This is a genomic window from Nocardia sp. NPDC058058 (assembly GCF_042885355.1).
Taxonomy (GTDB): domain Bacteria; phylum Actinomycetota; class Actinomycetes; order Mycobacteriales; family Mycobacteriaceae; genus Nocardia.
Window position 1 is genome coordinate 757391 of sequence record NZ_JBHVSA010000001.1, and the last position, 25595, is coordinate 782985.

General features: G+C 66.8%; 26 protein-coding genes. 19 read left to right on the top strand and 7 right to left on the bottom strand.

All coding sequences use genetic code 11. The features are described from left to right. Positions 1–1254: a DUF418 domain-containing protein gene (locus tag ACFVUS_RS03385; RefSeq protein ID WP_387761562.1), complete on the bottom strand. Its 1254-nt coding sequence runs from the start codon at positions 1252–1254 to the stop codon at positions 1–3. A gap of 143 nt (positions 1255–1397) precedes the next feature. Between ACFVUS_RS03385 and dop the strand changes: the two genes are divergently transcribed. From dop to ACFVUS_RS03450, 13 genes are all read left to right on the top strand, one after another. Then, entirely contained in the window at positions 1398–2897 is a 1500-nt protein-coding gene (gene dop / locus ACFVUS_RS03390) for a depupylase/deamidase Dop (RefSeq protein ID WP_364634007.1), read from the top strand. Between the two features lie 157 nt (positions 2898–3054). Further along, the gene (locus tag ACFVUS_RS03395; protein WP_067536347.1) at positions 3055–3249 is read left to right on the top strand and encodes a ubiquitin-like protein Pup; all 195 of its coding nucleotides are present in this window, start codon (positions 3055–3057) and stop codon (positions 3247–3249) included. A 26-nt stretch (positions 3250–3275) separates the two neighbouring features. Then, positions 3276–4100, top strand: coding sequence for a proteasome subunit beta (gene prcB, locus ACFVUS_RS03400; RefSeq protein WP_387761563.1), 825 nt, complete (start codon positions 3276–3278; stop codon positions 4098–4100). Next, complete coding sequence (gene prcA, locus ACFVUS_RS03405; RefSeq protein WP_387761564.1) at positions 4097–4867, top strand: proteasome subunit alpha; 771 nt, start codon at positions 4097–4099, stop codon at positions 4865–4867. Before prcB ends, prcA begins: the two co-directional genes overlap by 4 nt. Before the next feature lie 309 nt (positions 4868–5176). Beyond that, entirely contained in the window at positions 5177–6535 is a 1359-nt protein-coding gene (gene pafA, locus ACFVUS_RS03410) for a Pup--protein ligase (protein ID WP_387761565.1), read from the top strand. A 171-nt stretch (positions 6536–6706) separates the two neighbouring features. Beyond that, a complete protein-coding gene (locus tag ACFVUS_RS03415) occupies positions 6707–7699 on the top strand; it encodes a YafY family protein (RefSeq protein ID WP_364634014.1) in 993 nt (330 codons plus the stop codon). 134 nt (positions 7700–7833) lie between these two features. Continuing rightward, positions 7834–8796, top strand: coding sequence for a helix-turn-helix transcriptional regulator (locus ACFVUS_RS03420; RefSeq protein ID WP_387765378.1), 963 nt, complete (start codon positions 7834–7836; stop codon positions 8794–8796). 11 nt (positions 8797–8807) lie between these two features. Then, a complete protein-coding gene (locus ACFVUS_RS03425; protein WP_387765379.1) occupies positions 8808–9848 on the top strand; it encodes a 2-dehydropantoate 2-reductase in 1041 nt (346 codons plus the stop codon). A 66-nt stretch (positions 9849–9914) separates the two neighbouring features. Continuing rightward, positions 9915–10181 carry a Sec-independent protein translocase subunit TatA gene (tatA, locus tag ACFVUS_RS03430; protein WP_364634018.1) on the top strand — a complete coding sequence of 89 codons (267 nt, stop codon included), beginning with the start codon at positions 9915–9917 and terminating at the stop codon, positions 10179–10181. Between the two features lie 94 nt (positions 10182–10275). Next, entirely contained in the window at positions 10276–11250 is a 975-nt protein-coding gene (gene tatC, locus ACFVUS_RS03435; protein ID WP_387761566.1) for a twin-arginine translocase subunit TatC, read from the top strand. 2 nt (positions 11251–11252) lie between these two features. Next, positions 11253–13949 (top strand): DEAD/DEAH box helicase, encoded by a 2697-nt coding sequence (locus ACFVUS_RS03440; protein WP_387761567.1) that lies wholly within the window; start codon positions 11253–11255, stop codon positions 13947–13949. A gap of 114 nt (positions 13950–14063) precedes the next feature. Next, the gene (locus ACFVUS_RS03445; RefSeq protein ID WP_387761568.1) at positions 14064–14789 is read left to right on the top strand and encodes a DUF4333 domain-containing protein; all 726 of its coding nucleotides are present in this window, start codon (positions 14064–14066) and stop codon (positions 14787–14789) included. A 175-nt stretch (positions 14790–14964) separates the two neighbouring features. Then, positions 14965–15366, top strand: coding sequence for a hypothetical protein (locus tag ACFVUS_RS03450; protein ID WP_387761569.1), 402 nt, complete (start codon positions 14965–14967; stop codon positions 15364–15366). 92 nt (positions 15367–15458) lie between these two features. Here ACFVUS_RS03450 and ACFVUS_RS03455 read toward each other — a convergent pair whose 3' ends face one another. After that, positions 15459–16427, bottom strand: a complete 969-nt coding sequence (locus ACFVUS_RS03455; RefSeq protein ID WP_387761570.1) for a 5'-3' exonuclease H3TH domain-containing protein — start codon at positions 16425–16427, stop codon at positions 15459–15461. 64 nt (positions 16428–16491) lie between these two features. After that, a complete protein-coding gene (locus ACFVUS_RS03460) occupies positions 16492–16869 on the bottom strand; it encodes a hypothetical protein (protein ID WP_387761571.1) in 378 nt (125 codons plus the stop codon). A gap of 431 nt (positions 16870–17300) precedes the next feature. On the opposite strand from ACFVUS_RS03460, the gene ACFVUS_RS03465 reads away from it, so the two are divergent. Continuing rightward, a complete protein-coding gene (locus ACFVUS_RS03465) occupies positions 17301–18428 on the top strand; it encodes a M24 family metallopeptidase (RefSeq protein WP_387761572.1) in 1128 nt (375 codons plus the stop codon). A gap of 80 nt (positions 18429–18508) precedes the next feature. Here the strand turns inward: ACFVUS_RS03465 and ACFVUS_RS03470 are convergent, their stop codons facing one another. After that, a complete protein-coding gene (locus tag ACFVUS_RS03470) occupies positions 18509–18931 on the bottom strand; it encodes a PPOX class F420-dependent oxidoreductase (RefSeq protein ID WP_387761573.1) in 423 nt (140 codons plus the stop codon). Between the two features lie 149 nt (positions 18932–19080). Here ACFVUS_RS03470 and ACFVUS_RS03475 point away from each other — a divergent pair, with 149 nt between their 5' ends. Continuing rightward, entirely contained in the window at positions 19081–19836 is a 756-nt protein-coding gene (locus tag ACFVUS_RS03475) for an SDR family NAD(P)-dependent oxidoreductase (protein WP_387765380.1), read from the top strand. After that, positions 19833–21071: a precorrin-6y C5,15-methyltransferase (decarboxylating) subunit CbiE gene (gene cbiE / locus ACFVUS_RS03480; RefSeq protein WP_387761574.1), complete on the top strand. Its 1239-nt coding sequence runs from the start codon at positions 19833–19835 to the stop codon at positions 21069–21071. Before ACFVUS_RS03475 ends, cbiE begins: the two co-directional genes overlap by 4 nt. A gap of 7 nt (positions 21072–21078) precedes the next feature. On the opposite strand, the gene ACFVUS_RS03485 is transcribed toward cbiE, so the two are convergent. Then, positions 21079–21267, bottom strand: coding sequence for a hypothetical protein (locus ACFVUS_RS03485; RefSeq protein ID WP_387761575.1), 189 nt, complete (start codon positions 21265–21267; stop codon positions 21079–21081). Positions 21268–21397: 130 nt separating this feature from the next. Further along, positions 21398–22039, bottom strand: coding sequence for a winged helix-turn-helix transcriptional regulator (locus tag ACFVUS_RS03490; protein WP_387761576.1), 642 nt, complete (start codon positions 22037–22039; stop codon positions 21398–21400). A 287-nt stretch (positions 22040–22326) separates the two neighbouring features. Here ACFVUS_RS03490 and ACFVUS_RS03495 point away from each other — a divergent pair, with 287 nt between their 5' ends. The 3 genes from ACFVUS_RS03495 to ACFVUS_RS03505 all read left to right on the top strand — a co-directional run bounded on the left by ACFVUS_RS03495 (position 22327) and on the right by ACFVUS_RS03505 (position 25069). Next, a complete protein-coding gene (locus tag ACFVUS_RS03495; protein WP_387761577.1) occupies positions 22327–23565 on the top strand; it encodes a S8 family serine peptidase in 1239 nt (412 codons plus the stop codon). A gap of 161 nt (positions 23566–23726) precedes the next feature. After that, positions 23727–24311, top strand: a complete 585-nt coding sequence (locus ACFVUS_RS03500; RefSeq protein WP_387761578.1) for a hypothetical protein — start codon at positions 23727–23729, stop codon at positions 24309–24311. After that, a complete protein-coding gene (locus ACFVUS_RS03505; RefSeq protein ID WP_387765381.1) occupies positions 24308–25069 on the top strand; it encodes a cobalt-precorrin-6A reductase in 762 nt (253 codons plus the stop codon). The genes ACFVUS_RS03500 and ACFVUS_RS03505 overlap by 4 nt, the downstream gene beginning before the upstream one ends. Here the strand turns inward: ACFVUS_RS03505 and ACFVUS_RS03510 are convergent. Beyond that, the gene (locus ACFVUS_RS03510) at positions 25040–25585 is read right to left on the bottom strand and encodes a PadR family transcriptional regulator (RefSeq protein ID WP_375967498.1); all 546 of its coding nucleotides are present in this window, start codon (positions 25583–25585) and stop codon (positions 25040–25042) included. The genes ACFVUS_RS03505 and ACFVUS_RS03510 overlap by 30 nt on opposite strands. Positions 25586–25595 lie beyond the last annotated feature (10 nt).

Sequence of the window (25595 nt, forward strand, 5' to 3'; positions counted from 1 at the left end):
CTACGCGGCGTGAGCGGTGCCGCGCTCGGTCAGGGCGCGGTAGCTGGCGTTCCACAGCCATTCGACCGGGCCGCGGTCGAAACGGCGCAGCCAGATGTGGGCGAAGACCAGCATGCAGGCCGAGACGAGCAGGTAGATGCCGAGGGTGAACGGGACGCGGGCGGCGGGGGAGACCAGGGCGGCCAGGCCCAGACCCCAGCCGTAGCAGAGGAATCCGGCTAGCAGGTTTTGTAATATGTAGCAGCTCAAGGCCATTCGTCCCACCTCGGCGAAGCGGCGGCCGACGAACGCGGGCGCGGTGCGGTGGGTGTAGACGTGCGCGACCAGACCCAGGATGCCCATCGACACGAACGGTGCCAGGCCGTAGCGGGTCACCAGGATCAGGTCGCCGCCCACCATGCCGACGGCGAAGTCCACGGGGGCGGCGACCGCTCCGATGATCATCAGGCGCTTGCGGATTCGCGCACCGTCCGGTTCGAACACCCCGGCCCGGAACAGGTGCGCGCCCAGCAGGAACAGGGCGATGGACATCGGGAAGATGAAGACCGGTTCGAGCCGGAACAGCAGCGCGTGATCGACGCGGAACACCACCAGATCCCAGAACGAGCCGTCCGCATAGGGATTGGGGTCCAGCGGTTCAGGAGTGGACGATTCCTGTTGCCCGTCGGCCAGTGCGATGCCCGCCACGATCGCGGTGAGCATGAGCGTGTGAATGCCCGCCGCCACGATCAGCCAGCGGCGCTGCGCGCGCGGTCCGGTGGCGAGTACGAACGCCACCACCAGGCCCGTTATCGCATAGCCCATCAGCACATCGAATTCGGCGACCAGTAGGAAATTCAGCAGCCCGTCCAGGCACAGCAGCGCCGCGCGCCACGGATACTTGCCCGGCCACGCGCGCCCGCCGCGCACGGCCGAACCCTGCTGAATCGCGAGTCCGATACCGAACATGATGGTGAGCAATCCCAGGAACTTGCCCTGCGCCAACTGCTGGAGGAAGCGCTCGACCCACAGCCAGACGCCGTCGGGCTCATCGAGGTGCGAGATGTATCCGACCAGCCCCGAACCATTGGTGAAGATCCAGATATTGGTGCCGAGGGTGCCCAGGATCGCGATGCCGCGCAGCACGTCCAGCGCGGGCAGCCGTGTCGAGCGCGCGGGTATCGGTGCGCTATAGCCTTCCGCCGGAACGGGATTCGACGCGCGCGCGGCGGTGATCGGGCGTTCCGAACGCGGGGAGGTGACCGGTTCGACCATGCCTGACATTGTGTCGTCCGCGCAGGTCGCGGCGGATCACCCGGGAGAACGATGCCGGGTACGACTCGCGAATGACCAACCCCGAGACCCGAGCCCGACCCGGTCGCGCCCGATCCGAGCCCGCGTCGCCTAGGCTCGACCACATGCAGCGCATCATCGGAATCGAGGTCGAGTACGGCATTTCGACGCCTTCGGAGCCGTCGGCCAACCCGATTCTCACGTCGACCCAGGCGGTTCTCGCCTATGCCGCAGCCGAAGGCGTGCCGCGCGCCAAACGCACCCGCTGGGATTACGAGGTGGAGTCACCGCTGCGCGATGCGCGTGGATTCGACCTCGGCCGGCTCAACGGCCCCGCACCCGTCATCGACGCCGACGAGGTCGGCGCGGCGAATATGATCCTCACCAACGGCGCTCGGCTCTATGTCGACCACGCGCACCCCGAATACTCCGCCCCGGAGGTCACCGACCCCCTCGACGCGGTGATCTGGGACAAGGCCGGTGAGCGGGTCATGGAGGCCGCCGCCCGCTTCGCCTCCAGCGTGCCGGGCGCGCCCCGCATGCAGCTGTACAAGAACAACACCGACGGTAAGGGCGCCTCCTACGGCACCCATGAGAACTACCTCATGAGCCGTGAGACCCCGTTCAACCAGATCATCGTCGGTCTGACCCCGTTCTTCGTATCCCGTCAGGTGATCTGCGGTTCCGGGCGCGTGGGCATCGGCCAGAACGGCGATACCGCCGGATTCCAGCTGTCCCAGCGCGCGGATTACATCGAGGTCGAGGTCGGCCTGGAGACCACGCTCAAGCGCGGCATCATCAACACCCGTGACGAACCGCACGCCGATGCGGATAAGTACCGTCGCCTGCACGTCATCATCGGTGACGCGAACCTGTCCGAATGGGCCACCTATCTGAAGGTGGGCACCTCGGCGCTGGTGCTGGACATGATCGAAGCGGGCGAGGATCTCTCGGATCTGCAACTGGCCCGCCCGGTCACGGCCGTGCACACCATCAGCCACGATCCGACGCTGCGCGCCACGGTCGCCCTGGCCGACGGTCGCGAGCTGACCGGCCTTGCGCTGCAACGCATTTACCTCGACCGCGTGGAGAAGTTCGTCTACCGCCAGGGCATCGACGACGCCCGCGTGCAGGATCTGCTCACCAAGTGGGCGCATGTGCTGGACCTGCTCGAGCGCGACCCCATGGAGACCGCGGACCTGCTCGACTGGACCGCCAAACTCCGTCTGCTGGAAGGCATGCGCAAGCGCGAGGGCCTCACCTGGGCGGCTCCGAAGCTGCACCTGGTCGACCTGCAGTACTCGGACGTGCGCCTGGACAAGGGCCTCTACAACCGCCTGGTGGCCCGAGGTTCCATGCAGCGCTTGGTTTCCGAACAGCAGATCCTCGACGCCATGACCAACCCGCCCACGGACACCCGCGCCTACTTCCGCGGCGAATGCCTGCGCCGCTTCGGCGCCGATATCGCCGCCGCCAGCTGGGACTCGGTCATCTTCGACCTCGGCGGCGACTCCCTGGTCCGCATCCCCACCCTCGAACCCCGCCGCGGCACCAAAGCCCACGTCGGCAAGTTGCTGGACGGTGTCGAGACCGCCGCGGAACTGGTGCAACAGCTCACCCACTGAGGGTGAAAACAGGAGGCGGCGGCAGGCTTCCGAAAGATCGCGAAGCGACGTCATTGCGGTTAATCCGGCATGTTGTCGCCGCCGCTGGGTAGTGTTGGGGGACGGGCATCGGATTTTCTCCGGTGCTCGCCGATGATCACAGAGGAGGTCGGCTGCTATGGCACAAGAGCAGACCAAGCGCGCCGGTGGTGGCGACGAGGATGAGGGCCCCGTCGGGGACGGTGCTGCGGGGCAGGAGCGCCGGGAGAAACTGGCTGAGGAGACCGACGACCTGCTCGATGAGATCGACGACGTCCTCGAGGAGAATGCCGAGGACTTCGTGCGCGCATACGTTCAGAAGGGCGGCCAGTGACCCAAGGCGACCCACTGCGTCTCCAGATGGGGAACGCCCTCTCCTCCTTCTCCGAATACTTGCGGCTGCACGCCCCGGAACTGTTGCCCGGCAACAACTTCCGGGGTGACGGGGCACACTCGAATACGGGCGCGCCCTCGGATATCGCACCGCACGGCACCACCATCGTCGCGGTCAGTTACCGCGGCGGTGTGCTGATCGCGGGCGACCGCCGGGCCACCCAGGGCAACCTGCTGGCCAGCCGGGACATCGAGAAGGTGTACATCACCGACACCTACTCGGCGGCCGGTATCGCGGGCACCGCGGGCATGGCCATCGAAATGATCCGGCTGTTCGCGGTGGAGCTCGAGTACTACGAGAAGATCGAGGGGGTACCCCTCACCTTCGACGGCAAGGCCAACAAACTCTCGAAGATGGTGCGCGACAACCTCCCCGCGGCCCTGCAGGGTCTCGCGGTGGTGCCGCTGCTGGTCGGCTACGACCCGGATCAAGCAGATCCGGACAAGTCCGGTCGCATCATCTCCTACGACGTGGTCGGCGGCCGCAGCGAGGAGCGATTCGGTTACACCGCGGTCGGTTCCGGCTCGCTGTTCGCCAAATCGTCGCTGAAGAAGACCTATCGCCGGGGCATCGATCAGGACGCGGCACTCAGCATCGCCGTGGAGTCCCTGTTCGACGCCGCCGACGACGACACCGCCACCGGCGGCCCCGACACCCTGCGGGGCATCTATCCGACGGCGATCGTCATCGATTCCGAAGGCTCCGTTGAGGTGTCGGAGGGACGGCTGGCCGAGATCACCCGCGAGATCGTGGCCGAACGCGCGGACGAAGAGGGGAGTGCGCGAGCATGACACTGCCGTATTACGCGTCCGCCGAACAGATCATGCGCGATAAGACCGAACTCGCGCGCAAGGGCATCGCACGCGGGCGAAGCGTCATCGTGCTGGTGTACGACAAAGGTGTGGTGTTCGTGGCCGAGAACCCCTCGGCCACACTGCACAAGGTGAGCGAGCTGTACGACCGCGTCGGTTTCGCCGCCGTCGGCAAGTACAACGAGTTCGAAAGCCTGCGCCGCGGTGGCATTCTGCAGGCTGATCTGCGTGGGTACCAGTACGACCGGCGCGATGTCACCGGCCGCTTCCTGGCCAACCTGTACGCGCAGAGCCTGGGCACCATCTTCACCGATCAGCTCAAGCCGTTCGAGGTCGAGATCTGTGTCGCCGAGGTCGGCTTCCCGGATCAGGATCCCAATTCGGTGCTGTACCGCATCAACTTCGACGGATCCATCGTCGACGAGCGCGAATTCGTGGTGATGGGCGGTAATACCGAGCCCATCGTCACCGCGCTCAAGGCGTCGTATCAGCCGGGCCTGGACCTGCATTCCGCCGTCACGGTGGCGATGGCGGCCCTGGCCAAGTCCGCACCCGAGGGCGCGGACAAGGACAAGAAGCCCGCCGCGTCGGCCTCGCTCGAGGTCGCCACGCTCGAACAGTCCCGGCCGCGACGGGCTTTCCGCCGCATCACCGGATCCGCACTGCAGGAACTGATCACCGGCAAGGCGCCCAACGCCACCGCCGCGGCCGAGGCCGACAAGCCCTCGGCCGGCGATCCGTCCTAGCAATTCGCCGAAATACCCGGCCGCGCAGCGCAAGTGAGCGGCCGGGATTTCCGCCGGGATTTTCCCGTCCCGAAACCGGGCCGCGAACCTATTGTTCGCGGCCCGGTTTCGTATTTTCACCCTCTGCCACGTTGCACTCGGGACCTGCGAGTGTTTGCACTCTGCACAGCAGAGTGCAAAGGGGACTTGCCTTTTCGCTGCCTACCGGGGGTGCGGCGTTGCATCCCGTGCTAAATCGTTGTGAATACGTTTGCATCGGGTCTGCCACACCGCCCTTATCGGGCACTACATCGCTGTAATGTCGATAGGGTGCAGCGACGAATCATGGGGATCGAAACCGAATTCGGGGTGACGTGCACCTTTCACGGTCACCGTCGGTTGAGTCCTGACGAGGTGGCCCGGTATCTCTTCCGCCGGGTGGTTTCCTGGGGCCGTAGTTCCAACGTGTTCCTTCGTAATGGCGCCCGGCTCTACCTCGATGTCGGTTCCCATCCGGAGTACGCGACGGCCGAGTGCGACAGCTTGGTGCAGCTGGTCACTCATGACCGCGCCGGTGAACGGGTCCTGGAGGATCTGCTCATCGACGCCGAACAGCGTCTCGCCGAGGAGGGTATCGGCGGCGACATCTACCTGTTCAAGAACAACACCGACTCCGCGGGCAACTCCTACGGGTGCCATGAGAATTTCCTCGTGGTGCGCGCCGGTGAGTTCTCCCGCATCTCCGATGTGCTGCTGCCGTTCCTGGTGACCCGTCAGCTCATCTGCGGCGCGGGCAAGGTGCTGCAGACGCCCAAGGCCGCCACGTTCTGCCTCTCGCAGCGCGCGGAACACATCTGGGAGGGCGTCTCCTCGGCGACCACGCGGTCGCGGCCCATCATCAACACTCGTGACGAGCCGCACGCCGATGCCGAGAAGTACCGCCGCCTGCATGTGATCGTGGGCGATTCGAATATGGCCGAGCCGAGCACCATGCTCAAGGTCGGCACCGCATCGCTGGTGCTGGAGATGATCGAGGCGGGCGTCGCCTTCCGAGACTTCGCGCTGGACAACCCGATTCGGGCCATCCGCGAGGTGTCGCACGATCTCACCGGTAAGCGTCCGGTGCGGCTCGCGGGCGGCCGTCAGGCCAGCGCCCTCGAGATCCAGCGCGAGTACTACGCCCGCGCCGTCGAGCATCTGCGCAATCGCGATCGCGATCCGCAGGTGGACGCGGTGGTGGACCTCTGGGGCCGCACCCTCGATGCCGTCGAGGCGCAGGATTTCGCCAAGGTGGACACCGAGATCGACTGGGTCATCAAGCGCAAGCTGTTCCAGCGCTACCAGGATCGCTACAGCATGGAGCTGTCCGATCCCAAGATCGCCCAGCTGGATCTGGCCTATCACGACATCAAGCGCGGCCGCGGGGTCTTCGACCTGTTGCAGCGCAAGGGTTTGGCCAAGCGCATCACCGAGGACGATGCGGTCGACGCGGCGGTCAACACCCCGCCGCAGACGACGCGCGCCAAACTGCGCGGCGATTTCATCACCGCCGCACAGGAAGCCGGTCGTGATTTCACGGTCGACTGGGTGCACCTCAAGCTCAACGATCAGGCCCAGCGCACGGTGCTCTGCAAGGACCCGTTCCGCTCGGTGGATGAGCGCGTCGACCGGCTGATCGCCTCGATGTAGCTCCGTAGTTCGCGATCGAGCGGCGGGCCGTGAATCCTCGGATTCACGGCCCGCTTCGTCGCCGGTGGTGGGTCGCGCCGGGCGAGTCCGTGAATTCGCTTGCAGCGAAGCCGAAGGCAAATGGGGACTGCCGTGCTACGCGCGTCGCGCGGGCACACTACTCTCTACTGGGTGGCGATATCCAAGGTCGAGCGGTTGATGAATCTGGTTATCGCGCTGCTGTCCACCCGCCAGTTCCTGACCGCCGAGCGGATTCGGGATTCCGTGGCGGGATACGAGGAGTCGGCGAGCGACGAGGCCTTCAGCCGCATGTTCGAGCGCGACAAGAACGAGCTGCGCGATCTGGGCATCCCCCTCGAAATCGGGCCCATCAGCCGGTATTCCGGCGCCGAGGGCTACCGCATCAACCGGGATGCCTACGAGCTCCCCGATATCGATCTGACCAGCGCCGAATCCGCCGCTGTCGCGGTCGCGGTGCAGCTGTGGGAGTCCCCGGAACTGGCCGCGGCGGCCGAGGGCGGACTGCTCAAGCTGCGCGCGGCGGGCATTCACCTCGAGCCCGACGCCGGTGTCGCGTCGGTGCCCGCGGTCCCGGCGCGCACCCGCGGTTCCGAACCGGTGCTGGGCAAACTGCTGGCCGCCATCGACGCGGGCCGCGCGGTGCGGTTCCTGCACCGGCAATCACACGGTGAACCCATCGAACGCGATGTGCAGCCCTGGGGTGTGGTCACCCATCACGGCCGCTGGTACCTCGCCGGCTATGACAATGCTCGCAACGCACCGCGAGTGTTCCGCATCTCTCGCATCGGTGAGGCGATCACCGCGTACGGCCCCGAGGACGTCGTGCACAAGCCCGCCGATGTGGATCTGCGCGCGCTGGTCGCCGAGGTCACCGGACAGGCCCCCATCACCGGTTCGGCCACCGTCTGGGTCGCGGACGGCCGCGGTCAGGAGATCCGCAGGCTCGGCGCGACCATGGAGGAACGCGAACTCGGCGGCCGCAAGGGCTCGATCGTGGAGGTGCCCATCCGGTCCCGCGATTGGCTGGCCCGGCTCATCACCGGACTCGGGGCCGATGCCCTGGTGCTCGCGCCGGAAGAGCTGCGCCACAATGTGATCGCCCGGCTGGAGTCGGTGCTGGAACGGACGGAGGTCTCGGCATGAGCGACGGCGGCAGTCCGCGCAAACCCGCATCGGGTGTATCCGATGGCGCGCGCGTATCCACCGGGGCCCGCGATCGCCGCGCCAATGCCGTTGCCGCGAGCAGGCTTTCGGTGCGGCTGTCCCGGCTGCTGAATATGGTCCCGTACTTCCAGGCCAATCCGGGCATCAGCGCCGCCGAGGCCGCCACCGAACTCGGCGTCACCACCAAACAGCTGATGAGCGACCTGAATCAGCTGTGGATGTGCGGACTTCCGGGCTACGGCCCGGGTGATCTGATCGATCTGTCGTTCTCCGAGGAGAGCATCGAGGTCACCTTCTCCGCCGGTATCGATCGCCCGCTGCGGCTCACCTCGCTGGAGGCGACCGCGCTGCTGGTGGCGCTGCGCTCGATCGCGGATCTGCCCGGCATGGTCGATCCCAGCGCCGCGCATTCGGCCATCGCGAAGATCGAATCCGCCATCTCCGGCGTCGAATTCGAGGCGCCCGCCGCGCCGGCCGAGGCCCCCTCGGTGGCCACGGTGCGTTCCGCGCTCGCCAATGGTCACGCCGTGCGCATGGTCTACTACTCGGCCAGTCGCGATGTGGTCTCCGAACGAACCGTCGACCCGATTCGTATTGTTCTGGTGGACAACAACAGCTATCTGCAGGCCTGGTGCCGTGAAGCCGAGGGCGTCCGCCTGTTCCGCCTCGATCGCATCGAGGAGGCCACCGAACTCGACGAACCGGCCCGCCCGCCCGCCGAGGCCGCCGCCGACGAGACCTCGGCGCTGGACCTCTTCGTCGACGATCCGGCGGTTCCGCTGGCGCGCCTGCTGATTCACGCCGACTACTCGTGGGTCCTGGATCAGTACCCGATGCATCGGGTCGCGGTGCATCCGGACGGCAATGTCGAGGCCACCATGCGCTTCGCCACCCTGGACTGGATGGCGCGGCTGCTGCTCGGCTTCGGTTCCGGGGTCACCGTGCTCGGCCCGCCCGAACTGGTGACCGCGGTGCGTGAGCGTTCCGGTACCGCGCTGGCCGCGTATTCGGCGCTGGTGCAGGACAATTCGACCGAACTACAGCTGACCGGGTTAGAGGAGGTCGGTCCGGCGTGACCGTCCCGAACGTGACACCGCCCGGTTCCGCGCCGCGCGTAATGGTGCTGGGCGCGGGCAGTATCGGCATCTTCGTCGGCGGCAAGCTCGCCGGTGCGGGCGCGGATGTCACCTTCATCGGGCGGCCGCGTCTGCTCGACGAGATCAGCGCGTCCGGGCTGCGGCTCACCGATCTGGACGGGCTGGATCAGCGCGTGGAACCGACGGCGTTCCGGACCTCGACCGATCCCGCCGCGGCCGCGGACGCCGATCTGGTGCTCATCACCGTCAAGTCCGCCGATACCGAGAAAGCCGCACGCGAACTGTCCGGCCTGGTCAAGCCCGGCACCGTGGTGATCAGCCTGCAGAACGGCATCGGCAATGACGCGGTCATCCGCGATGTGCTGCCCGCCTGCGTGGTGCTGGCGGGCATGGTCATGTTCAATGTCGTGCACCGCGAGAACGGCCGCTTCCATCGCGGCACCGCGGGCGGGGTCGCCATCGCCAATGACGCGGTGCTGAACCGATTCGCACCCGTACTGCACGCTTCCGGGCTCGGCGTGAAGCGGTATCCGGACCTGCTGTCGGTGCAGTGGGCCAAACTGCTGCTGAATCTGAACAATCCCATCAACGCGCTGTCCGGCCGTCCGCTGCGCGAGGAGCTGGGCACCCGCGATTACCGCCGCTGCCTGGCCCTGACCCAGCAGGAGGCGCTCGCGGTGATGTCCCGCGCGCGCATCCGCCCGGCCCGGCTCACCCCGCTGCCGCCCGAGGTCATGGCGCGCCTGCTGACCGCCCCCGACGGGATCTTCCGCCGGGTCGCCGGGCGGGTACTCGCCATCGATCCGGTGGCGCGCTCATCGATGGCCGATGATCTGGCGGCGGGCCGCAAAACCGAAATCGCTTGGCTCTGTGGCGAAATCGTGACGCTGGGCACCATGGTCGGCCTGCCGACACCGGTCAATGCCCGGCTCATCGAGTTGATCACGGCCGCCGAGAACGGTGACCGGCGCACCTGGTCCGGGCCGGAGTTGCTGGCGGAGTTGAGCGCAGTGACCCATTCGGACTCTTGACGAAAAACCCGGGCGTATGCATGTCCGGTAGCATCTGAAACACCACAGTCTTTGGAGGTTGGAATTATGGGCAGCATCAGCCCGTGGCACTTGCTGATCGTCGCACTGGTCTTCCTGCTGTTCTTCGGCTCGAAGCGGATGCCCGACGCCGCGCGCAGTCTCGGCCGATCCATGCGCATCTTCAAGAGCGAAGTCAGCCAGATGCAGACCGAGGCCAACAAGCCGGCCGAGACCGCCCCCGAGGCGGCCGCCCCGCAGCAGCTTCCCGCCGCGCAGCCGGTACAGCCCGCTGCCGTCGCGCAGCCCGTGAACGTCGAGAAGCCCCAGGTCTGACATCATCCGTCCCCGGGGTTGAGTAGACGCTCACCCCGGGTCGAGCGTTGTCCAGGTCCGGGGCGTTCACTCACCGCGAGGCAGTCACACACACATGCGCATTCCGTTCGATCCGCGCCGCAGCAAACGCCGGACCAATCCCGAGGGCACCATGTCCCTCGTCGAGCATCTGGCCGAGCTCCGTTATCGATTGCTCGTCGCGCTGGCGGCCATCTCGGTCACCACGCTGCTGGGATTCTTCTGGTACTCGCACTCGTTCCTCGGGATCGAGAGTCTCGGTGATGTGCTGACCGGGCCGTACTGTGAGCTGCCCGCGTCCTCGCGCGCCAATATCAGCCCCGACGGGGCGTGCCGATTGCTGGCGACCGCGCCGTTCGAACAGTTCATGCTGCGTCTGCAGGTCGGTGCGACCGCGGGTGTGGTCATGGCCAGCCCGTTCTGGCTGTATCAGCTGTGGGCGTTCGTGACGCCCGGGCTGTACGCCAAGGAGCGCAAGTACGCGGTCTCGTTCGTCACCGCCGGCGCGACGCTGTTCGTCGCGGGCGCGGTGCTGGCGTACTGGATTGTGGCGCACGCCTTGAGCTTTCTGCTCACCATCGGCAACAACACCCAGATCACCGCGCTCAGTGGTTCGCTGTATTTCGGGTTCATCATCAAGCTGCTGATCATCTTCGGCGTGAGCTTCGAGACACCGCTGTTGATCGTGGGCCTGAACTTCCTGGGCGTGCTCACCTATGAGCGGCTCACCAAGTGGCGGCGCGGCCTGATCTTCGGCCTGTTCGTCTTCGCGGCCATCGTGACACCGCAGGATCCGTTCTCCATGCTGGCGCTCGCGCTGGCGCTGACCGTGCTGTTCGAGATCGCGGTGCAGATCGCGCGCATCAACGACAAGCGCAAGGCGCGCAATGCCGAGAACTGGAACAACCTGTCCGATGACGAGGCCTCACCGCTCGGCGACGGTAGCGGCGGCATCGACGCGGCAACCCCCGTCGAGACGCCCGAACCGGTTCCGGCGGCCACGCCGGAGAAAACAACGCGAAGCGTGTCGGATTACTCCGATACCCTCTGACGGTGACATCAAGGTCGCTTACTGGCGAACTGGCGGCATTCGCCACCGAGCTGAAATTCGAGCTGGATCCGTTCCAGCGGCAGTCCTGTGAGGCGCTCGCGGGCGGGCACAGTGTGCTCGTCTGCGCGCCCACCGGTGCGGGTAAGACCGTGGTCGGTGAATTCGCGGTGCATCTGGCGCTGGCCTCGGGCGGGAAGTGTTTCTACACCACGCCGATCAAGGCGCTGTCGAACCAGAAATTCGCCGATCTGACCGCCCGCTACGGGCGCGAATCGGTGGGCCTGCTCACCGGTGACCAGTCCATCAACCCGCACGCCCCGGTCGTGGTGATGACCACCGAGGTGCTGCGCAATATGCTCTACGCGAGTTCCGATGCGCTGCAAGGACTCTCGTACGTGGTGATGGACGAGGTGCACTATCTGGCGGACCGGTTCCGCGGCGCGGTGTGGGAGGAGGTCATTCTGCACCTGTCGCCCGAGGTGCGGCTGGCGTGCCTGTCCGCCACGGTCAGCAATGCCGAGGAATTCGGCGCGTGGATGGAGACCGTGCGCGGTGACACCGCGGTCATCGTGGATGAGACCCGGCCGGTGCCGCTGTCCCAGCACGTCATGGTCGGGCGGCGCATGTTCGATCTGTTCGACGCCAAATCCAGTGATCAGAAGGTCCTCGTCGACGAGGATCTGGTGCGGTTCATCAAACAGCGTGAAGCCGCGGACCGGATGGAGAACTTCGGGGTGCCCGGCGGGCGCGGGCGCGGCGGGCCGCGCCGGTTCTTCCGGCCGGTGCCCCGGCCCGATGTGATCGCCAAACTCGATGACGAGGGGCTGCTCCCGGCCATCACGTTCATCTTCAGTCGCGCGGGATGCGATGGGGCGCTTGCCCAGTGCGTGCGCTCGCGGCTGGACCTCTCGCGCGAGCAGGATCGCGAGGAGGTCGACGCGATCATCGAGAAGCACACCGGTGATCTGCCGCGCGGTGATCTCGAGGTGCTCGGTTACTGGGAGTGGCGCGAGGGGCTGCACCGGGGTTTCGCGGCGCATCACGCGGGCATGCTGCCCGCCTTCCGGCATACCGTCGAGGATCTTTTCGTGCACGGTCTGGTGCGGGCCGTATTCGCCACGGAGACACTGGCTCTGGGCATCAATATGCCCGCGCGCACGGTGGTGCTCGAACGCCTGATGAAGTTCAACGGCGAGACGCACGCCGAGCTCACCCCGGGGGAGTACACCCAGCTCACCGGGCGGGCCGGGCGGCGCGGTATCGATGTCGAGGGCCACGCGGTGGTCATGTGGAATCCGGAAGTCGATACCAGCGCGGTGGCCGGATTGGCTTCCACGCGAACGTATCCGCTCAAGAGCTCGTTCCGGCCCGGCTACAACATGTCCATCAATCTGGTGGATCGAATGGGCGCGGAGAACTCGCGGGCGCTGCTGGAGCGGTCGTTCGCGCAGTTCCAGGCCGACCGTTCGGTCGTCGGCCTGGTGCGCGGTATCGACAAGAACGAATCGGCCATGCGCAAGCTGCGGTCGCAGCTCGGCGATGACGATTTCCTCGAGTACATCCAACTGCGCGAACGCATTCGGGGCCGGGAACGGCAGATCGAGAATCAGGGCCGCACCGATCGGCGGTCGGCTGCCGCGACCGCGCTGGCCGCACTGCGGCGCGGTGACGTCGTGGCCATTCCGGCCGGTCGCCGCCAGGGTCTGGCGGTGATTCTGGAAGCCGATGCGACACCGGGTGATCCGCGTCCGCTGGTGCTCACCGAGGACAAGTGGGCCGGGCGGGTCTCGGCCGCGGACTTCCCGACGCCCGCGCAATCACTGGGTCATCTGCGGTTGCCGCGGCATGTGGACCATCGCACCGCGCGGGTGCGCCGGGATCTGGCGTCGGCGCTGCGCAGTACCGGCATCGTGGTGCCGGGGCGCGGTCGCACCGGCAAGAAGTCCAAGGCCGCGGACGATCACGAATTGCAGTCGCTGCGCCGTGCGCTGCGCAACCATCCGGCGCACGCACGCCCGGATCGAGAACAGTTGGCGCGCATCGGCGAACGCTATAACCGGCTCGCGCGTGAGACCGAATCGCTGCGGCAGCAGGTGGCGTCGACCACGAATTCGCTGGCGCGCACCTTCGATCGGATTCTGGCGTTGCTCGCCGAGCGCGGCTACGTCGAGGACGGTGAGGTGACCGCCGACGGTCGGCGGCTGGCGCGCATCTACGCCGAAGCCGATCTGGTGGTGGCCGAAAGTCTGCGGCAGGGGCTGTGGCGCGGGCTGGGTCCGGCCGAATTGGCGGCCGCAGTATCGATCCTGGTGTTCGAATCCCGCCAGGAGGGCGGCTATCTCGGCGCTTCGGGACCGACCGCGCCGATTCGCCGGGCGGTGGACGCCACCATCGGGGTGTGGTCGCAGCTGCGTGCGGATGAGGCCAAACATCGGCTCTCGCCCACCCGCGAACCCGACCTGGGTTTCGTCACGGGTATGCATTCCTGGGCGCGCGGCGATGACCTCGCCGATGCGTTGCTGGCCAGTGGCGATCGCGGAAATCCGCTCTCGGCGGGCGATTTCGTGCGCTGGTGCCGGCAGGTCATCGACATGCTGGATCAGATCCACAACACCGCCGACGATGTGGAGGTGGCGGCCACAGCGGCCAAGGCGGTCAAGGCTATTCGGCGGGGTGTCGTCGCGGTGGACGCCGCGTAGGGAATGTGACTGTGCTTTGATTCTTTGAGACGTACCGACCGCGGTGGGTTCACGAGCGTGTTCCCGCTCGGGGGGCTAGCGTGTGTACATCGGATTGCGAGTGGAGGCAAGCAAATGAGCGGCCCGTACGGACCGAACGACGCCCCAGGCACTGGGGAGGGACGCAACGATCCGACGCAGCAGTGGGGCGGCGGCCAGCCGCAGCCCGGCGGCGCTCCGGGTCAGAACTGGGGTGGGCAGCCCGCGCAGCCGACCACGAATTGGGGTGACCAGCAGCAGCCGTGGGCGCAGAGCCAGCCGCAGCAGCCGCAGCCCGGTCAGCAGTGGGGGCAGAGCCAGCCGCAGTGGCCGCAGCAGGGTCAGCCGCAGCAGCCCGCCACCGGTCAGGAGTGGGGGCAGCAGCCGCCGCCCGGTCAGCAGTGGGCGGGGAGTCAGCCGCAGTGGCCGCAGCAGGGTCAGCCCGGGCAGCCCGGCTGGGATCAGTCCCAGCCCGGTGGCCAGCAGTGGCCGCAGCCGCAGCCCGCGAAAAAGAAGAAGACCGGCTTGATCATCGGTATCGCGCTGGCGGTGCTGGTGGTGCTCGGTGCCATCGTCGGCGGTGTGGTGGTGCTGACCGCCAAGGATCAGCTCGACAACAAGGCCGTGGCCACCGGTGTGCAGAAGGTGCTCAAGGATTCCTACGGCATCGAGGATGTCCAGGATGTGAGCTGCCCGTCCGGCCAGAAGGTCGAGGTGGACAAGACTTTCGACTGCTCGCTCAAGGTGGGCGGTGAGGCCAAGAAGGTCACCATCAAGGTCACCAAGGATGACGGCACCTACGAGGTGGGTCGTCCCAGCTGAGCTGGTGCGATGAACAGCGATGAACCCGGGCGCGAGTAACTCGCCCCGGGTTTCGTCGTTTCCGGGGCGAGATTGCGGTGGATGCGCTGGGTGTGACCGTCCGGGGTGATCGGCGCGGATCGCGGGAGTACAGTGGCCACAAGATCGTGATAGCTGCCAGGAGTGTGGGGGCGTGATGATGAAAAACGCTGTGCGCAAAGCCGGTTGGACCGTGACCTCGATCGCGGCGCTGGCCGCGGCCTTCGCCCCCGCCGCCGTGGTGCATGCCGCGGGACCTGATCCGGTGGTCTACGACTGCACCCGCACCGCGGATCAGGCGGTGCAGCGGCCCTCGAATGTCTTGCTCGCCTGCGGTGACGGTGGGTTGTGGGTCAAGGACATCACCTGGACCAGTTGGGGACCCAATACCGCCGAAGGGGATGGCACCCAGTCCCGGCGGGTCTGCGTACCCAATTGCGCGCAGGGCGGTGTCGCCACCGGGCCCACGCACATCACGCTGAGCGATGTGCAGGGCAATCGGTTTCGGCAGGCCGTGATCACCGATCTGAGTGGGAAGCCGGAGACCTGGCCGATGTGAGCCGAAATCGGCTATCGGCTCGGCAGCGTGACTCGGCTATTGTCCAGGTTCCGCGAATCGACCGGTGATCGACGATTCGTGGGGGTTTGCACTCAGCGTTTGGCCATGGCCGTGATGAGTCTTTTCACCGGGCTCTCGGCGTTGTAGGCGACCGCGAGGGCTTGCAGCTCTTCGAGATTCGCGGGTTCGCGGGGGAGCACGTCGGGGCGGGAGAACTCGACCGTGGCATCCTGGACCACCCGCACCACCGGTGCCGCGGCCTTCAAATAGTCTTCCGCCGCAACGAGTTTGGCGCGCACGCCCTTGGCCATATCGGAATCGGGATCGGCGGCCGCCGCGCGCAGCGCCTCGATCGAACCGAATTTGGAGATGAGCTGCGCGGCGGATTTGTCGCCGATGCCCGCGACACCCGGCAGGCCGTCCGAGGCGTCGCCGCGCAGGGTCGCCATATCGGCGTACAGCGGGCCCGCGTTCTCTTCCGGCACACCGTATTTCGCCGAAACCTCGGCGGGGCCCCAGAGTTCGGCCTTGGACAGGCCGCGCCCGACATAGAACACCCGCACCGGGGGCGTCGGGGTATCCCGAACCAGTTGCAGCAGATCGCGATCGCCGCTCACCACGATCACCTCGGTATCGCGCTCCACCGTGGCCAAGGTGCCGATCACATCGTCGGCCTCGAGCCCCTCCGCCCCCGCGGTCGCGATCCCGGCGGCCTCGAGCACCGCCATGATCATGTCCACCTGCGGGGTCAGAGTGTCCGGAACCTCTTCCGCCACAGCGTCGATCGCATCTGCGGGCTGTTCCTCGGCGACCCGGTGCGCCTTGTACGACGGAATCAGATCGACCCGGAACTTGGGCCGCCAATCCAGATCCAGGCACACCACCAGCCGACTCGGCGAATGCTGTTTCACCAGCGCCGCCACCATATCGGTGAACCCGCGCACCGCATTGACCGGTTGCCCATCCGGTGCGGTGATCTTCTCCGGAATCGCATAGAAGGCGCGGAACCAGAGACTGGCGCCGTCGAGCAGCAACAGGGGACCGGTGGCGGGAGCGCTCATAACGCCAAACGCTACCGCGCACCCCCGACACCGCGCGGCACGGCACGAGGTGAGCGCGCCGCCGCTACCAGATCAGCACGCCGCCGCCGACTTCCAGGGCGCGTTCAGCGGCGGCTTCGATGTGGGTCAGGCGCGCGGCGATGCGTTCGGTGTGCACTTCGCGGGAATGGGATTCGTCGGCTTGCGCGGCGATGGCGTCCAGATGCTTTCGGAGCAGCGCGCATTCGTCGAGGAATTCGGGGACCGCGTGCGGCAGGACGGTGAGGTCGCCGCGTGCCAGGACGGGAAAGTAGTACGCGCCCAGGGCCAGGACGGCGGTGGAGCCCCAGACGGTCGTGCGCCAGCGTTCGAACCCGGCCAGCTCGTCGCCCGGCGTCGGCGGGTCGAGCAATTGCCAGGCGCGGTCCTCGTCGAGAACGTAGGCGTAGACGGAAAGGCTCATTTGCCAAGCATGCGCTGACGATCACGGCGGTCTGCGCAGGGGTTGCCCGATTGGTCGTGATTCTCGGCGATCACCCAGGTCGCGAGGCGAAGAATGTGGCCGCCATCGCCAACAGCACGGTGCCGTGCGACGGCTCACCATCAACCGTGCGACGGTTGATCCTGAACTGTGCGATGGCAGACCTTGAACCGCGCGACGGCTGACTTCGTCCAGTGTGATGACTTGCCTCGAGTTGCGCGAGGGCCGGGCCTCGAGTCGTGCGGGGGCTTGTCTCGAGCTGCGCGAAGGCTGACCTCGAGTTGTGCGATGGCCTGAGGATGATCGGAATCGGTGGCGGCGCTGGATGATTCGAGGGGGGATGCGGTGGGATCGCGGGCCGGGTGCGATGACCTTGCCCGGGGTGTCGGGGGTACCGGGTAACGTCGGGGGCTATGAGCTCTCATGACGAGTCACGGTTCGGAGCGGACGTCTACGGGGCGCGGCTGGAGCGGGCGGCGGAGTTGACGCGGGCCGCCCGTCTGGACGCGCTGCTCATCACGCCCGGGCCGGATCTGCAATATTTGATCGGGTCCCGGGCGCAGTCGCATGAGCGGTTGACCTGCCTGGTAGTGCCCGCCTCGGGTGAGACGCCGTCCGTGGTGATCCCCAAATTGGAGTTGGCGGCGCTGGGGCCGTCCGCGGTCGCGGAGTTGGGTCTGCGGATCGTGGACTGGGTGGACGGCGTCGATCCGCACGCACTGGTGAAGTCCATTCTCAATGCCGGAGCGCGCACCGCGGTCGATGACAATATGCCCGCGCTGCATGTGCTGCCGATCACCGATCGGCTCGGCACGCTGCCGGTCTCGGCCACCCCGGTGCTGCGCGAATTGCGAATGCTCAAGGACCCCAGCGAGATCGACGCGCTGCGTCGCGCGGGCGCGGCCATCGACCGGGTGCACGCCCGCATGGGTGAGTTCCTGCGCGCCGGGCGCACCGAGGCCGAGGTCGCCGCGGATATCACCGCCGCCATCATCGCCGAGGGCCACACCCGCGCGGCGTTCGTGATCGTCGGCAGCGGCCCGCATGGCGCGGACCCGCATCACGAGGTCTCCGATCGGGTGATCGAAGACGGTGACGTGGTGGTCGTCGATATCGGCGGCCCCGTCGAACCCGGCTACTTCTCCGATTCGACCCGCACCTATGTGCTGGGCGAGCCGTCCGAGGAGATCGCCGAACAGTTCGCGGTGCTCGAGCGCGCGCAGGCCGCCGCCGTCGCCGCGGTGCGGCCGGGTGTCACCGCCGAATCGGTCGATGCCGCCGCCCGCGATCTGCTCGCCGCGGCCGAACTGGCCGAATACTTCGTGCACCGCACCGGCCACGGCATCGGCCTGTCCGTGCACGAGGAGCCGTACATCGTCGCGGGCAATGACCTCGTGCTGGAGGAAGGCATGGCCTTCAGCATCGAACCGGGCATCTACTTCGCCGGTGAATGGGGTGCGCGCATCGAGGACATCGTGGTGGTGACCGCCGACGGCTGCGAATCGGTGAACAAGCGCCCACACGGCCTCACCCGCCTGTAAAGCGCCGTCCCGCAGAAAGTTTCGCCCAGCTCCGCGATACCCTCGTGGAGCTGGGCTGTTTTCGGGCGCTGCGGCCGGTCTCAGCGCTGAGTTGCTCCGGGCTTGAAGCCGCTGCTGGACAGCACGCGCCGCACGGCGATGGCGATGACCACGCGCGTCGGGTTCTCGCGTGGCTGGCGGTAGCGACCGGCGTAGCGCTGTTCCGCCTCGACGACGTCAGCGGGTGCGTCGAGTACCGTCGCCGGACCCTCCAGCGTCAGCCAGCGCGCACCGTCCACCTGACTCACCGCCGCGTATCCGCCCCGCCGCACATTGCGAACCTTCATCGATCCGCCATCGGTGATGATGCGCGCGATCCCCGCCTCCGGATCCCAGGTGAACCCGACCGCGACCACATGCGGGGTCCCGTCGGCGCGCAACGTGGTGAGCGTGGCGAGGTGCCGCTCGGTCACGAATTCGATGGCGGCGGGCGAGAGTTCGGGGCTGGTTGACGTGGTCGGCATGCGCAGAACGCTAGCAACCCCCGCCCGAGGCTCGCGCGCGGCGTGCGTGGTGTGCCGTGCGGGGCCTGGACCTGGTGTTGGTCGGTGCGGGTCGGCCACCTCGGCGCGCCGGTGTGGGCGGGGTGAATGGCAGACTGTTCGCCATGGGAATGGGTTCGCGGGATGCCGATGCGGGCGTCGTGTTGTTGCTGGGTGGGCGCAGTGAGATCGGGCTCGAGGTGGCCCGGCGGCTGGCTCCGGGGCGGGTGGTGGTGCTGGCGGCGCGCCGAGCCGAGGACCTGGGACCGCAGCGAGCCGAAATGGGCAGGTCGGGGGCGGCCGAGGTGCATTGCGTGGAGTTCGACGCCGATGATTTCGGCAGTCATCAGCAGTTGCTGGAGAAGATCACCGGGGAGCACGGACCGCTCGGGGTGACGGTGCTGGCGTTCGGGGTGCTGGGTGATCAGGCGCGCGCGGAACACGATCCGGCGCATGCGGTCGCGGTGGTGCAGACCGACTATGTGGCACAGGTGAGTGTGCTCACCGGTCTGGCGAATCTGTTGCGCGCCCAGGGCAATGGGCAGATCGTGGCGTTCAGTTCGATCGCGGGCGTGCGGACGCGGCGTGCCAACTACGTCTACGGTTCGGCGAAAGCGGGTCTGGACGGCTTCGTCACCGGTCTCCAGGACGCGTTGTACGGCAGCGGAGTTCACCTGCTGCTGGTGCGCTCGGGCTTCGTCATCGGTCGCATGACCGCGGGCATGGATCCGGCCCCGCTGTCCAGCACCCCCGATCAGGTCGCCGACGCGGTGGTCTCCGCGCTGTACCGGCGTTCGCGCGTGGTGAGCGTGCCGCGCACCATCAAACTCATGTTCATGGCCATGCACTTTGTGCCGCAATCGATCTGGCGGCGGATGCCGCGATGACGCGGCCGGTGGCGTGGCAGGTGGACCAGCCGATCACGGTGGCCGGCATCGGCGCGGACGGCTGGGACGGGCTCGGCGGTCCTGCCCGTCGCGCGATCGCGGACGCCCAGGTGCTGTTCGGCTCGGACCGCCAGCTGGCGCTGATTCCGGCGGCCGAATGCGCGGCGCAGCGCGTGGCATGGCCGTCACCGCTGGTGCCCGCCCTCCCCGGTCTGCTGAATCAATATGCGGGCCTGCGGGTTTGCGTGCTGGCCAGCGGCGATCCCATGTTCTACGGCATCGGGGTGACCCTGGAACGACTGGTCGGTGCCGCCGCGCTGCGGGTGCTGCCGCAGCCGTCCTCGGTCTCGCTGGCGTGCGCGCGACTCGGCTGGAATCTGGCACAGACCCCGGTGGTGAGTGTCGTCGGCCGCCGCGTGGAAACCGTACTCCCCGAATTATCGGACGGACGCAGGATTCTCGTGCTGAGCGAGGATGAGCACACCCCCGCACGCCTGGCGGAATTGCTGTCCCGCAATGGTTTCGGCGATTCGCATCTGACGGTGCTGGAACAGCTCGGCGGCCCGGCGGAACTACTTGCCACTGGGACCGCCGCGAATTGGCAACGGCCAGTCGGGGATCCGCTCAATATCGTCGCCATCGACTGTATTGCCGATCGCACGGCCGCCCGATTGACCCGGCTCCCGGGTCTCCCGGATGCGGTCTACGCCGGAGACGGCCAGCTCACCAAGTCCGAGATCCGCGCACTGACCCTCGCCGCCCTGGCCCCCGCTCCCGGCGAGCTGCTCTGGGATATCGGCGGCGGTTCGGGCACGATCGCCATCGAATGGTGCCGCACCCACCCCGCCTGTCGCGCACGCACTTTCGAACGAGTCGAGAGCCGCCGCAAGCAGATCATCGAAAACGCGGCCGCCCTCGGTGTTCCCGTCATCGAAGTACACGGTGCCGCCCCCGAATCCTTCGCGGACCTATCCGATCCGGACGCGATATTCCTGGGCGGCGGATTGACCCAGGACGGCATGTTCGATTCCTGCTGGAATCGTCTGTCGCGCGGCGGCCGATTGGTCGCCAATTCCGTGACGGTCGAATCCGATGCGCTTTTGACCGCACTCGCCGCCGAATACGGTGGCGCACTACGGAAATTCCAGGTCTATCGTGCCGAATCACTCGGCGGATTCACCGCGTGGCGGCCGCAGCTGCCGGTCACCCAGTGGTCGGTCGTCAAACCGCTGTAGGCCGCCGTTATTTGAGCCGGGGCTTGCCGGAGAGTTCGTCGAGATACCAGCCGCGCGGATATTCCGGCGGTGCGGATTGTGCGGGCGGCTGCGTATCGGACGAATCCGGTGGGAGCGAGTCCGACGGCTTTATCATCAGCAGTAGGACCGCCACCAGTGGCAGTGACGCAATGGCGACAATGGCGAAAAGCTCCATACTTCGCGCTTACCCACATCCGTCGCCGCCACGCATCGGCGACGGCCGACTGAATCCCGCGTCACACTCGATCCCGCGTCACACTCGGTTTCGCACCGCGTCCCATGACCGCGCTCAGGCCGCGCGGTGTTCAGCCTCTGCTGAACACCGCGGCGAGTTCGAGTGTGTCGCCGCGTAGTTCGCCGATCTCGGCGGCCTGCTGGACGGTGAGTTGTCCGGAGGCCAGGCCCAGCACGGTGGCGGGCTCGCCATGGAACACCGTGGCCGGATGCTCGTCGGGGTCGAGCACGGCGTGGGTGCCGGTCTCGTCGACGCGTACGGCGACCAGCGTGCCGTCCACCTCGACCCCGATGACGGTCGGTGTCGAGGTCCGCTTGTCCTGCATGAGCGCGCCCAGGGCGACCACCAGCCAGTGCGTGCGGAAGGTCTCCTGCTGCTGGGGACCGGATGCCATCAGTGGCGCACTCCAGGTCACGAGCGAATCGACGGTGCCGCGGAGTTCTTCGCCCCAGGAGGTGAGCCGATAGCTGACGCCTCGCGTGCCGGGTTCGAGGCTGCGCCGGATGACGCCCGCGCTCTCCAGCCCGCGCAGTCGTTCGGCGAGCAGATTGGTCGCGATTCCGGGCAGCGCCGCGTGTAGATCGCTGTATCGCGCTGGGCGGATGAGCAATTCGCGCACGATCAGCAAATTCCAGCGTTCGCCGATGATGTCGAGCGCGCGGGCCAGCCCGCAGTACTGACCGTAGGTCCGCGTGGAGTTCGGTGGTCGCATTCCTGTCTTCCGAATCGGGGAGGAGGGCGTGCCGATGAGGAGCGTGCAACCTAACTACTACGTACGTACGGCGATAGTAGATGCCCGCTATCCGCTTGCGCAACAATGGGTCCGAGCGGCGATGTGAACGCCGACCGGTTCGCTATCCGCTCCAGCCGATGTGACCCTCGTCATATTTGAAACGTATGTACTTCACTCGAGATTCGTGGACCGTACCGTTCCCGGCGAGATGGGGTGGGACCTTCTCGGGAACAACGCGTTTCACCGAATGAAGAGGAATAGATCACATGAAGAAAACCTGGCTTGCGCTGCCGGTCGCGCTACTTACCGTACTTGCCGCGGCGGCGATCCCCGCCGCCGCCGATCCAGCCGCGCAGCAGCCGAAGGTCCCTGTGGCCCTGGCGGAGAACGGTCGCGGCATCCCGGACATTTACATCGTCGGCGTGAAGGAGGGGGCGAACCTCGACGCTGTGCTGGCAAACGCGAAGATCAAGGAAACCCGGGTGAAGGCGACCGCGCTGAGGTCCTTCAGCGCGAAGCTCTCGAAGCGTCAGATCGAAGCGCTGCAGGATGATTCGTCGGTGGAGTTGATCCTCCAGGACCAGCGCACACTGAAACACTCGGGCGTCGATGTGTACACACCGACCGACCAACCGGGTCCGGGCTGGGCACTTGATCGAATCAATCAGGCGGCTCTGCCGGGGGACGGAAACTACACCACGACTGCTACCGGAGCCGGCGTCACGGCATACGTGATCGATGGCGGCATCGATGTCAATCACCCGGACTTCGAAGGACGAGCCTCCGAGGGCATGTCGACGGTCAGCACTCCGATGACCGCCACGTGCGGGAACTACCAGCACGGTACCGGCGTCGCGGGCATGCTGGGCGGCGCCAAGTTCGGCGTTGCCAAGAAGGTCACGTTGGTCTCGCTCCGCATCTCACCCTGCGATGCGAGCGCCAGCTATACCGACATTCTCAGTGCCACCAACTGGTTGCTGGGACACGGCCAGAAGCCCGCCGTGGTGAACATGTCGGCCAATGCCGACGGGACCGGTAGCTTCCAGGACCAGATCGCGGCGGCGTGGATGCGCGGGGTATTCAATAACCTCGCCGAATCCGGCTTCTTCATTACGAATTCCACGAGCAATCGTCAAATGGACGCCTGCCTCGGATGGCCTGCCGATGCGGCCGGGGTGGTGGCGGTCGCGCATACGGACGAGGCCGATCACGCTGCCGACACCTCGGACTGGGGTGGCTGCATTCAACTGTATGCGCCCGGACATTTGGTCCCGATGCCGAAGGTCGGCGGCGGCTATGTGATCGGCAAGGGTTCATCATTCGCCGCGCCGATGGTCGCCGGAGTGGGTGCCCTGTACAAGGCAACCTACGGCGACGCCCGCTACACGGTGATCGCCGACTGGATCAAAGACAAATCCACCAAGAATGTGGTGCTGCCCAAGCTCAACGGCAATGTCGGTGCCCAGCCCACGGTGAACCGACTGCTCAATACCGGCGGCCTGTAACCATCGGTCGCGACACCCGGAAGATCGACACCGAGTTGATCGTCGACCGGAATCCGCCGCCGCAGAGAAGCATTCAGAATGAAACGTTCGTGGGTCGACGGTAGGGTGGCCAGCGTGATCCGGCTCTTGCCGGATCCGACGCTAGCTCTATTGGGAGATTCATGAAGTACACGAAGTATGTGGCGACGGCATTCATTGCGGCGGCGGCGACAACGGTCGCGGCGGGGACCGGATATGCGGCGCCCGCGGATCCGGTTCCGGCTGTGCAGGATCAGCAGGATTTGCCGCAGATGAAGGGCAGCCAGCAGGGTGTCGACTATGTGGTGAATCTGGCGCAGGCCGGGAATGGCATCATTACCCAGGTGACCGGCGGACAGTTCAGCATGAGCGCCGATGGCAAGTCGGTGGCGCTGCAGAACAAGGATGGCGAAGTCCTCACCCGGGTGAATCTGTCCAGCGTGGTGGCGGGTAAGCAGATCGATCTGGCCGCCGCGATCGATCAGGACGGGCGGCAGTTGACGCTCACCTCCGATGCCACGCCGGTCATGTCCGCGAAGGAAATCAGCGGCGTGGATTGGTTCATCTCCGAGTTGCAGCGTGCGGCGATCGGCGGGTTGATCGGTGGTCTCATCGGTCTGATCTTCATCGGTGTCGGCGCGATCCCGGGCGCGATCATCGGCCTGCTGGTGGTCGGCGGGCAGCCGCTGATCGACTCGGGTTCCGCGGCCCTGCGGGGGCAACCCTGAAAATCTTGATTCTGGGCGGGACCCGGGAAGCCCGGGAACTCGCCGCAATCGCTTCCGGCGAGCAGGGATTCGATATCGTGTCCTCGCTCGCCGGGCGCGTGCGCGAACCGATGCTGCCGGTCGGCGCGGTCCGCGTAGGGGGATTCGGGGGAGTCGACGGGCTGCGGGAGTGGCTGGCGGACAATGGGATCGACGCCATTGTCGACGCCACGCATCCGTTCGCCGGGGGGATCACCGCCAACGTCGCGCGGGCTGCGGCGGACGCCGGATTGCCGGTGCTGCATGTGCGCCGCCCGGGCTGGCGGGAAGAGGCGGGGGACAAGTGGATTCGCGTCCCGGATCTGAGTGCCGCGGCCGAAGCCGTTGCCGGACTGGGTGATCGGGTGTTTCTGACCATCGGTCGCCAGGGCGTGGCCGCCTTCGCCGAATCGGCGCAATGGTTTCTGATCCGCGCGATCGATCCACCGGAAGGCGAACTGCCCGCCCAGCATGAATTGCTGCTGGCGCGTGGGCCTTTCAGCGTCGAGGACGAGACGGCGCTGCTCGCGGACCGGCGCATCGAGGTCATGGTGACCAAGGACAGCGGGGGAGCGTTGACCGAGGCCAAGCTCACCGCCGCGCGCGCCCTGGGCGTTCCGGTGCTGATGATCGATCGCCCGCCGCTGCCCGCAGGCGCGCGGCGGGTGGAAACCGTTGCCGCGGCCTGGGATTGGCTGCGGCAGATCAGGTCAGGACAGTCGGCTGGCCGGGTCGAGTAGTTCGGGCAGCCGGTCGAACCAATCCAGTACCGCGCGTTCGTAGCGGATGCCGAAGTCCAGCGTCGCGCGTTCGAACGGCGACATCTGCTGTTCGTCATGGCCGGACAGGTAGCCCGAGAGCCGTTGCTCGTGCAGCGGCCGGTTGGCGGCGATGATGCGCTCCAGCCGGACCGGATCGACGAATTCGCCGAAGGACAGCGTGAGCAGCAGTGGCACCCGGATGGTTTCGGCGCCGGGATCGCGGGCGATCCACTCGGCGAACGCGTCCCGGCCGTCCTCGGTGATGCGGTACGGGGTGCGATCGCGCGCACCGGTCTCACCCTTTTCGACCAGGCCGTGCTGGTGCATGGTCGCCAGTTCGCGGTAGACCTGACTCTGGGTGATGGTCCAGAAATCGCCGATGCGGTCCTGCGCCTGCGCGACCAGATCCCAACCGGACATATCGCCCTGGTGTAGGAAGCCCAATAGCGATGCGGCCGTCGAATTGAGCGGGCGCCGGGTCTTTTCCTCTGCCACTACACTCCTT

Coding starts and splice junctions, on each gene's coding strand:
- tatC (WP_387761566.1), top strand. CDS start 10,276: ATGCGCATTCCGTTCGATCCGCGCCGCAGCAAACGCCGGACCAATCCC.
- ACFVUS_RS03475 (WP_387765380.1), top strand. CDS start 19,081: ATGGGTTCGCGGGATGCCGATGCGGGCGTCGTGTTGTTGCTGGGTGGG.
- ACFVUS_RS03490 (WP_387761576.1), bottom strand. CDS start 22,039: ATGCGACCACCGAACTCCACGCGGACCTACGGTCAGTACTGCGGGCTG.
- ACFVUS_RS03465 (WP_387761572.1), top strand. CDS start 17,301: ATGAGCTCTCATGACGAGTCACGGTTCGGAGCGGACGTCTACGGGGCG.
- ACFVUS_RS03470 (WP_387761573.1), bottom strand. CDS start 18,931: ATGCCGACCACGTCAACCAGCCCCGAACTCTCGCCCGCCGCCATCGAA.
- dop (WP_364634007.1), top strand. CDS start 1,398: ATGCAGCGCATCATCGGAATCGAGGTCGAGTACGGCATTTCGACGCCT.
- prcB (WP_387761563.1), top strand. CDS start 3,276: ATGGGGAACGCCCTCTCCTCCTTCTCCGAATACTTGCGGCTGCACGCC.
- ACFVUS_RS03385 (WP_387761562.1), bottom strand. CDS start 1,254: ATGGTCGAACCGGTCACCTCCCCGCGTTCGGAACGCCCGATCACCGCC.
- cbiE (WP_387761574.1), top strand. CDS start 19,833: ATGACGCGGCCGGTGGCGTGGCAGGTGGACCAGCCGATCACGGTGGCC.
- ACFVUS_RS03395 (WP_067536347.1), top strand. CDS start 3,055: ATGGCACAAGAGCAGACCAAGCGCGCCGGTGGTGGCGACGAGGATGAG.
- ACFVUS_RS03500 (WP_387761578.1), top strand. CDS start 23,727: ATGAAGTACACGAAGTATGTGGCGACGGCATTCATTGCGGCGGCGGCG.
- ACFVUS_RS03460 (WP_387761571.1), bottom strand. CDS start 16,869: ATGAGCCTTTCCGTCTACGCCTACGTTCTCGACGAGGACCGCGCCTGG.
- prcA (WP_387761564.1), top strand. CDS start 4,097: ATGACACTGCCGTATTACGCGTCCGCCGAACAGATCATGCGCGATAAG.
- ACFVUS_RS03420 (WP_387765378.1), top strand. CDS start 7,834: ATGGTCCCGTACTTCCAGGCCAATCCGGGCATCAGCGCCGCCGAGGCC.
- ACFVUS_RS03455 (WP_387761570.1), bottom strand. CDS start 16,427: ATGAGCGCTCCCGCCACCGGTCCCCTGTTGCTGCTCGACGGCGCCAGT.
- ACFVUS_RS03450 (WP_387761569.1), top strand. CDS start 14,965: ATGATGAAAAACGCTGTGCGCAAAGCCGGTTGGACCGTGACCTCGATC.
- ACFVUS_RS03445 (WP_387761568.1), top strand. CDS start 14,064: ATGAGCGGCCCGTACGGACCGAACGACGCCCCAGGCACTGGGGAGGGA.
- ACFVUS_RS03485 (WP_387761575.1), bottom strand. CDS start 21,267: ATGGAGCTTTTCGCCATTGTCGCCATTGCGTCACTGCCACTGGTGGCG.
- tatA (WP_364634018.1), top strand. CDS start 9,915: ATGGGCAGCATCAGCCCGTGGCACTTGCTGATCGTCGCACTGGTCTTC.
- ACFVUS_RS03495 (WP_387761577.1), top strand. CDS start 22,327: ATGAAGAAAACCTGGCTTGCGCTGCCGGTCGCGCTACTTACCGTACTT.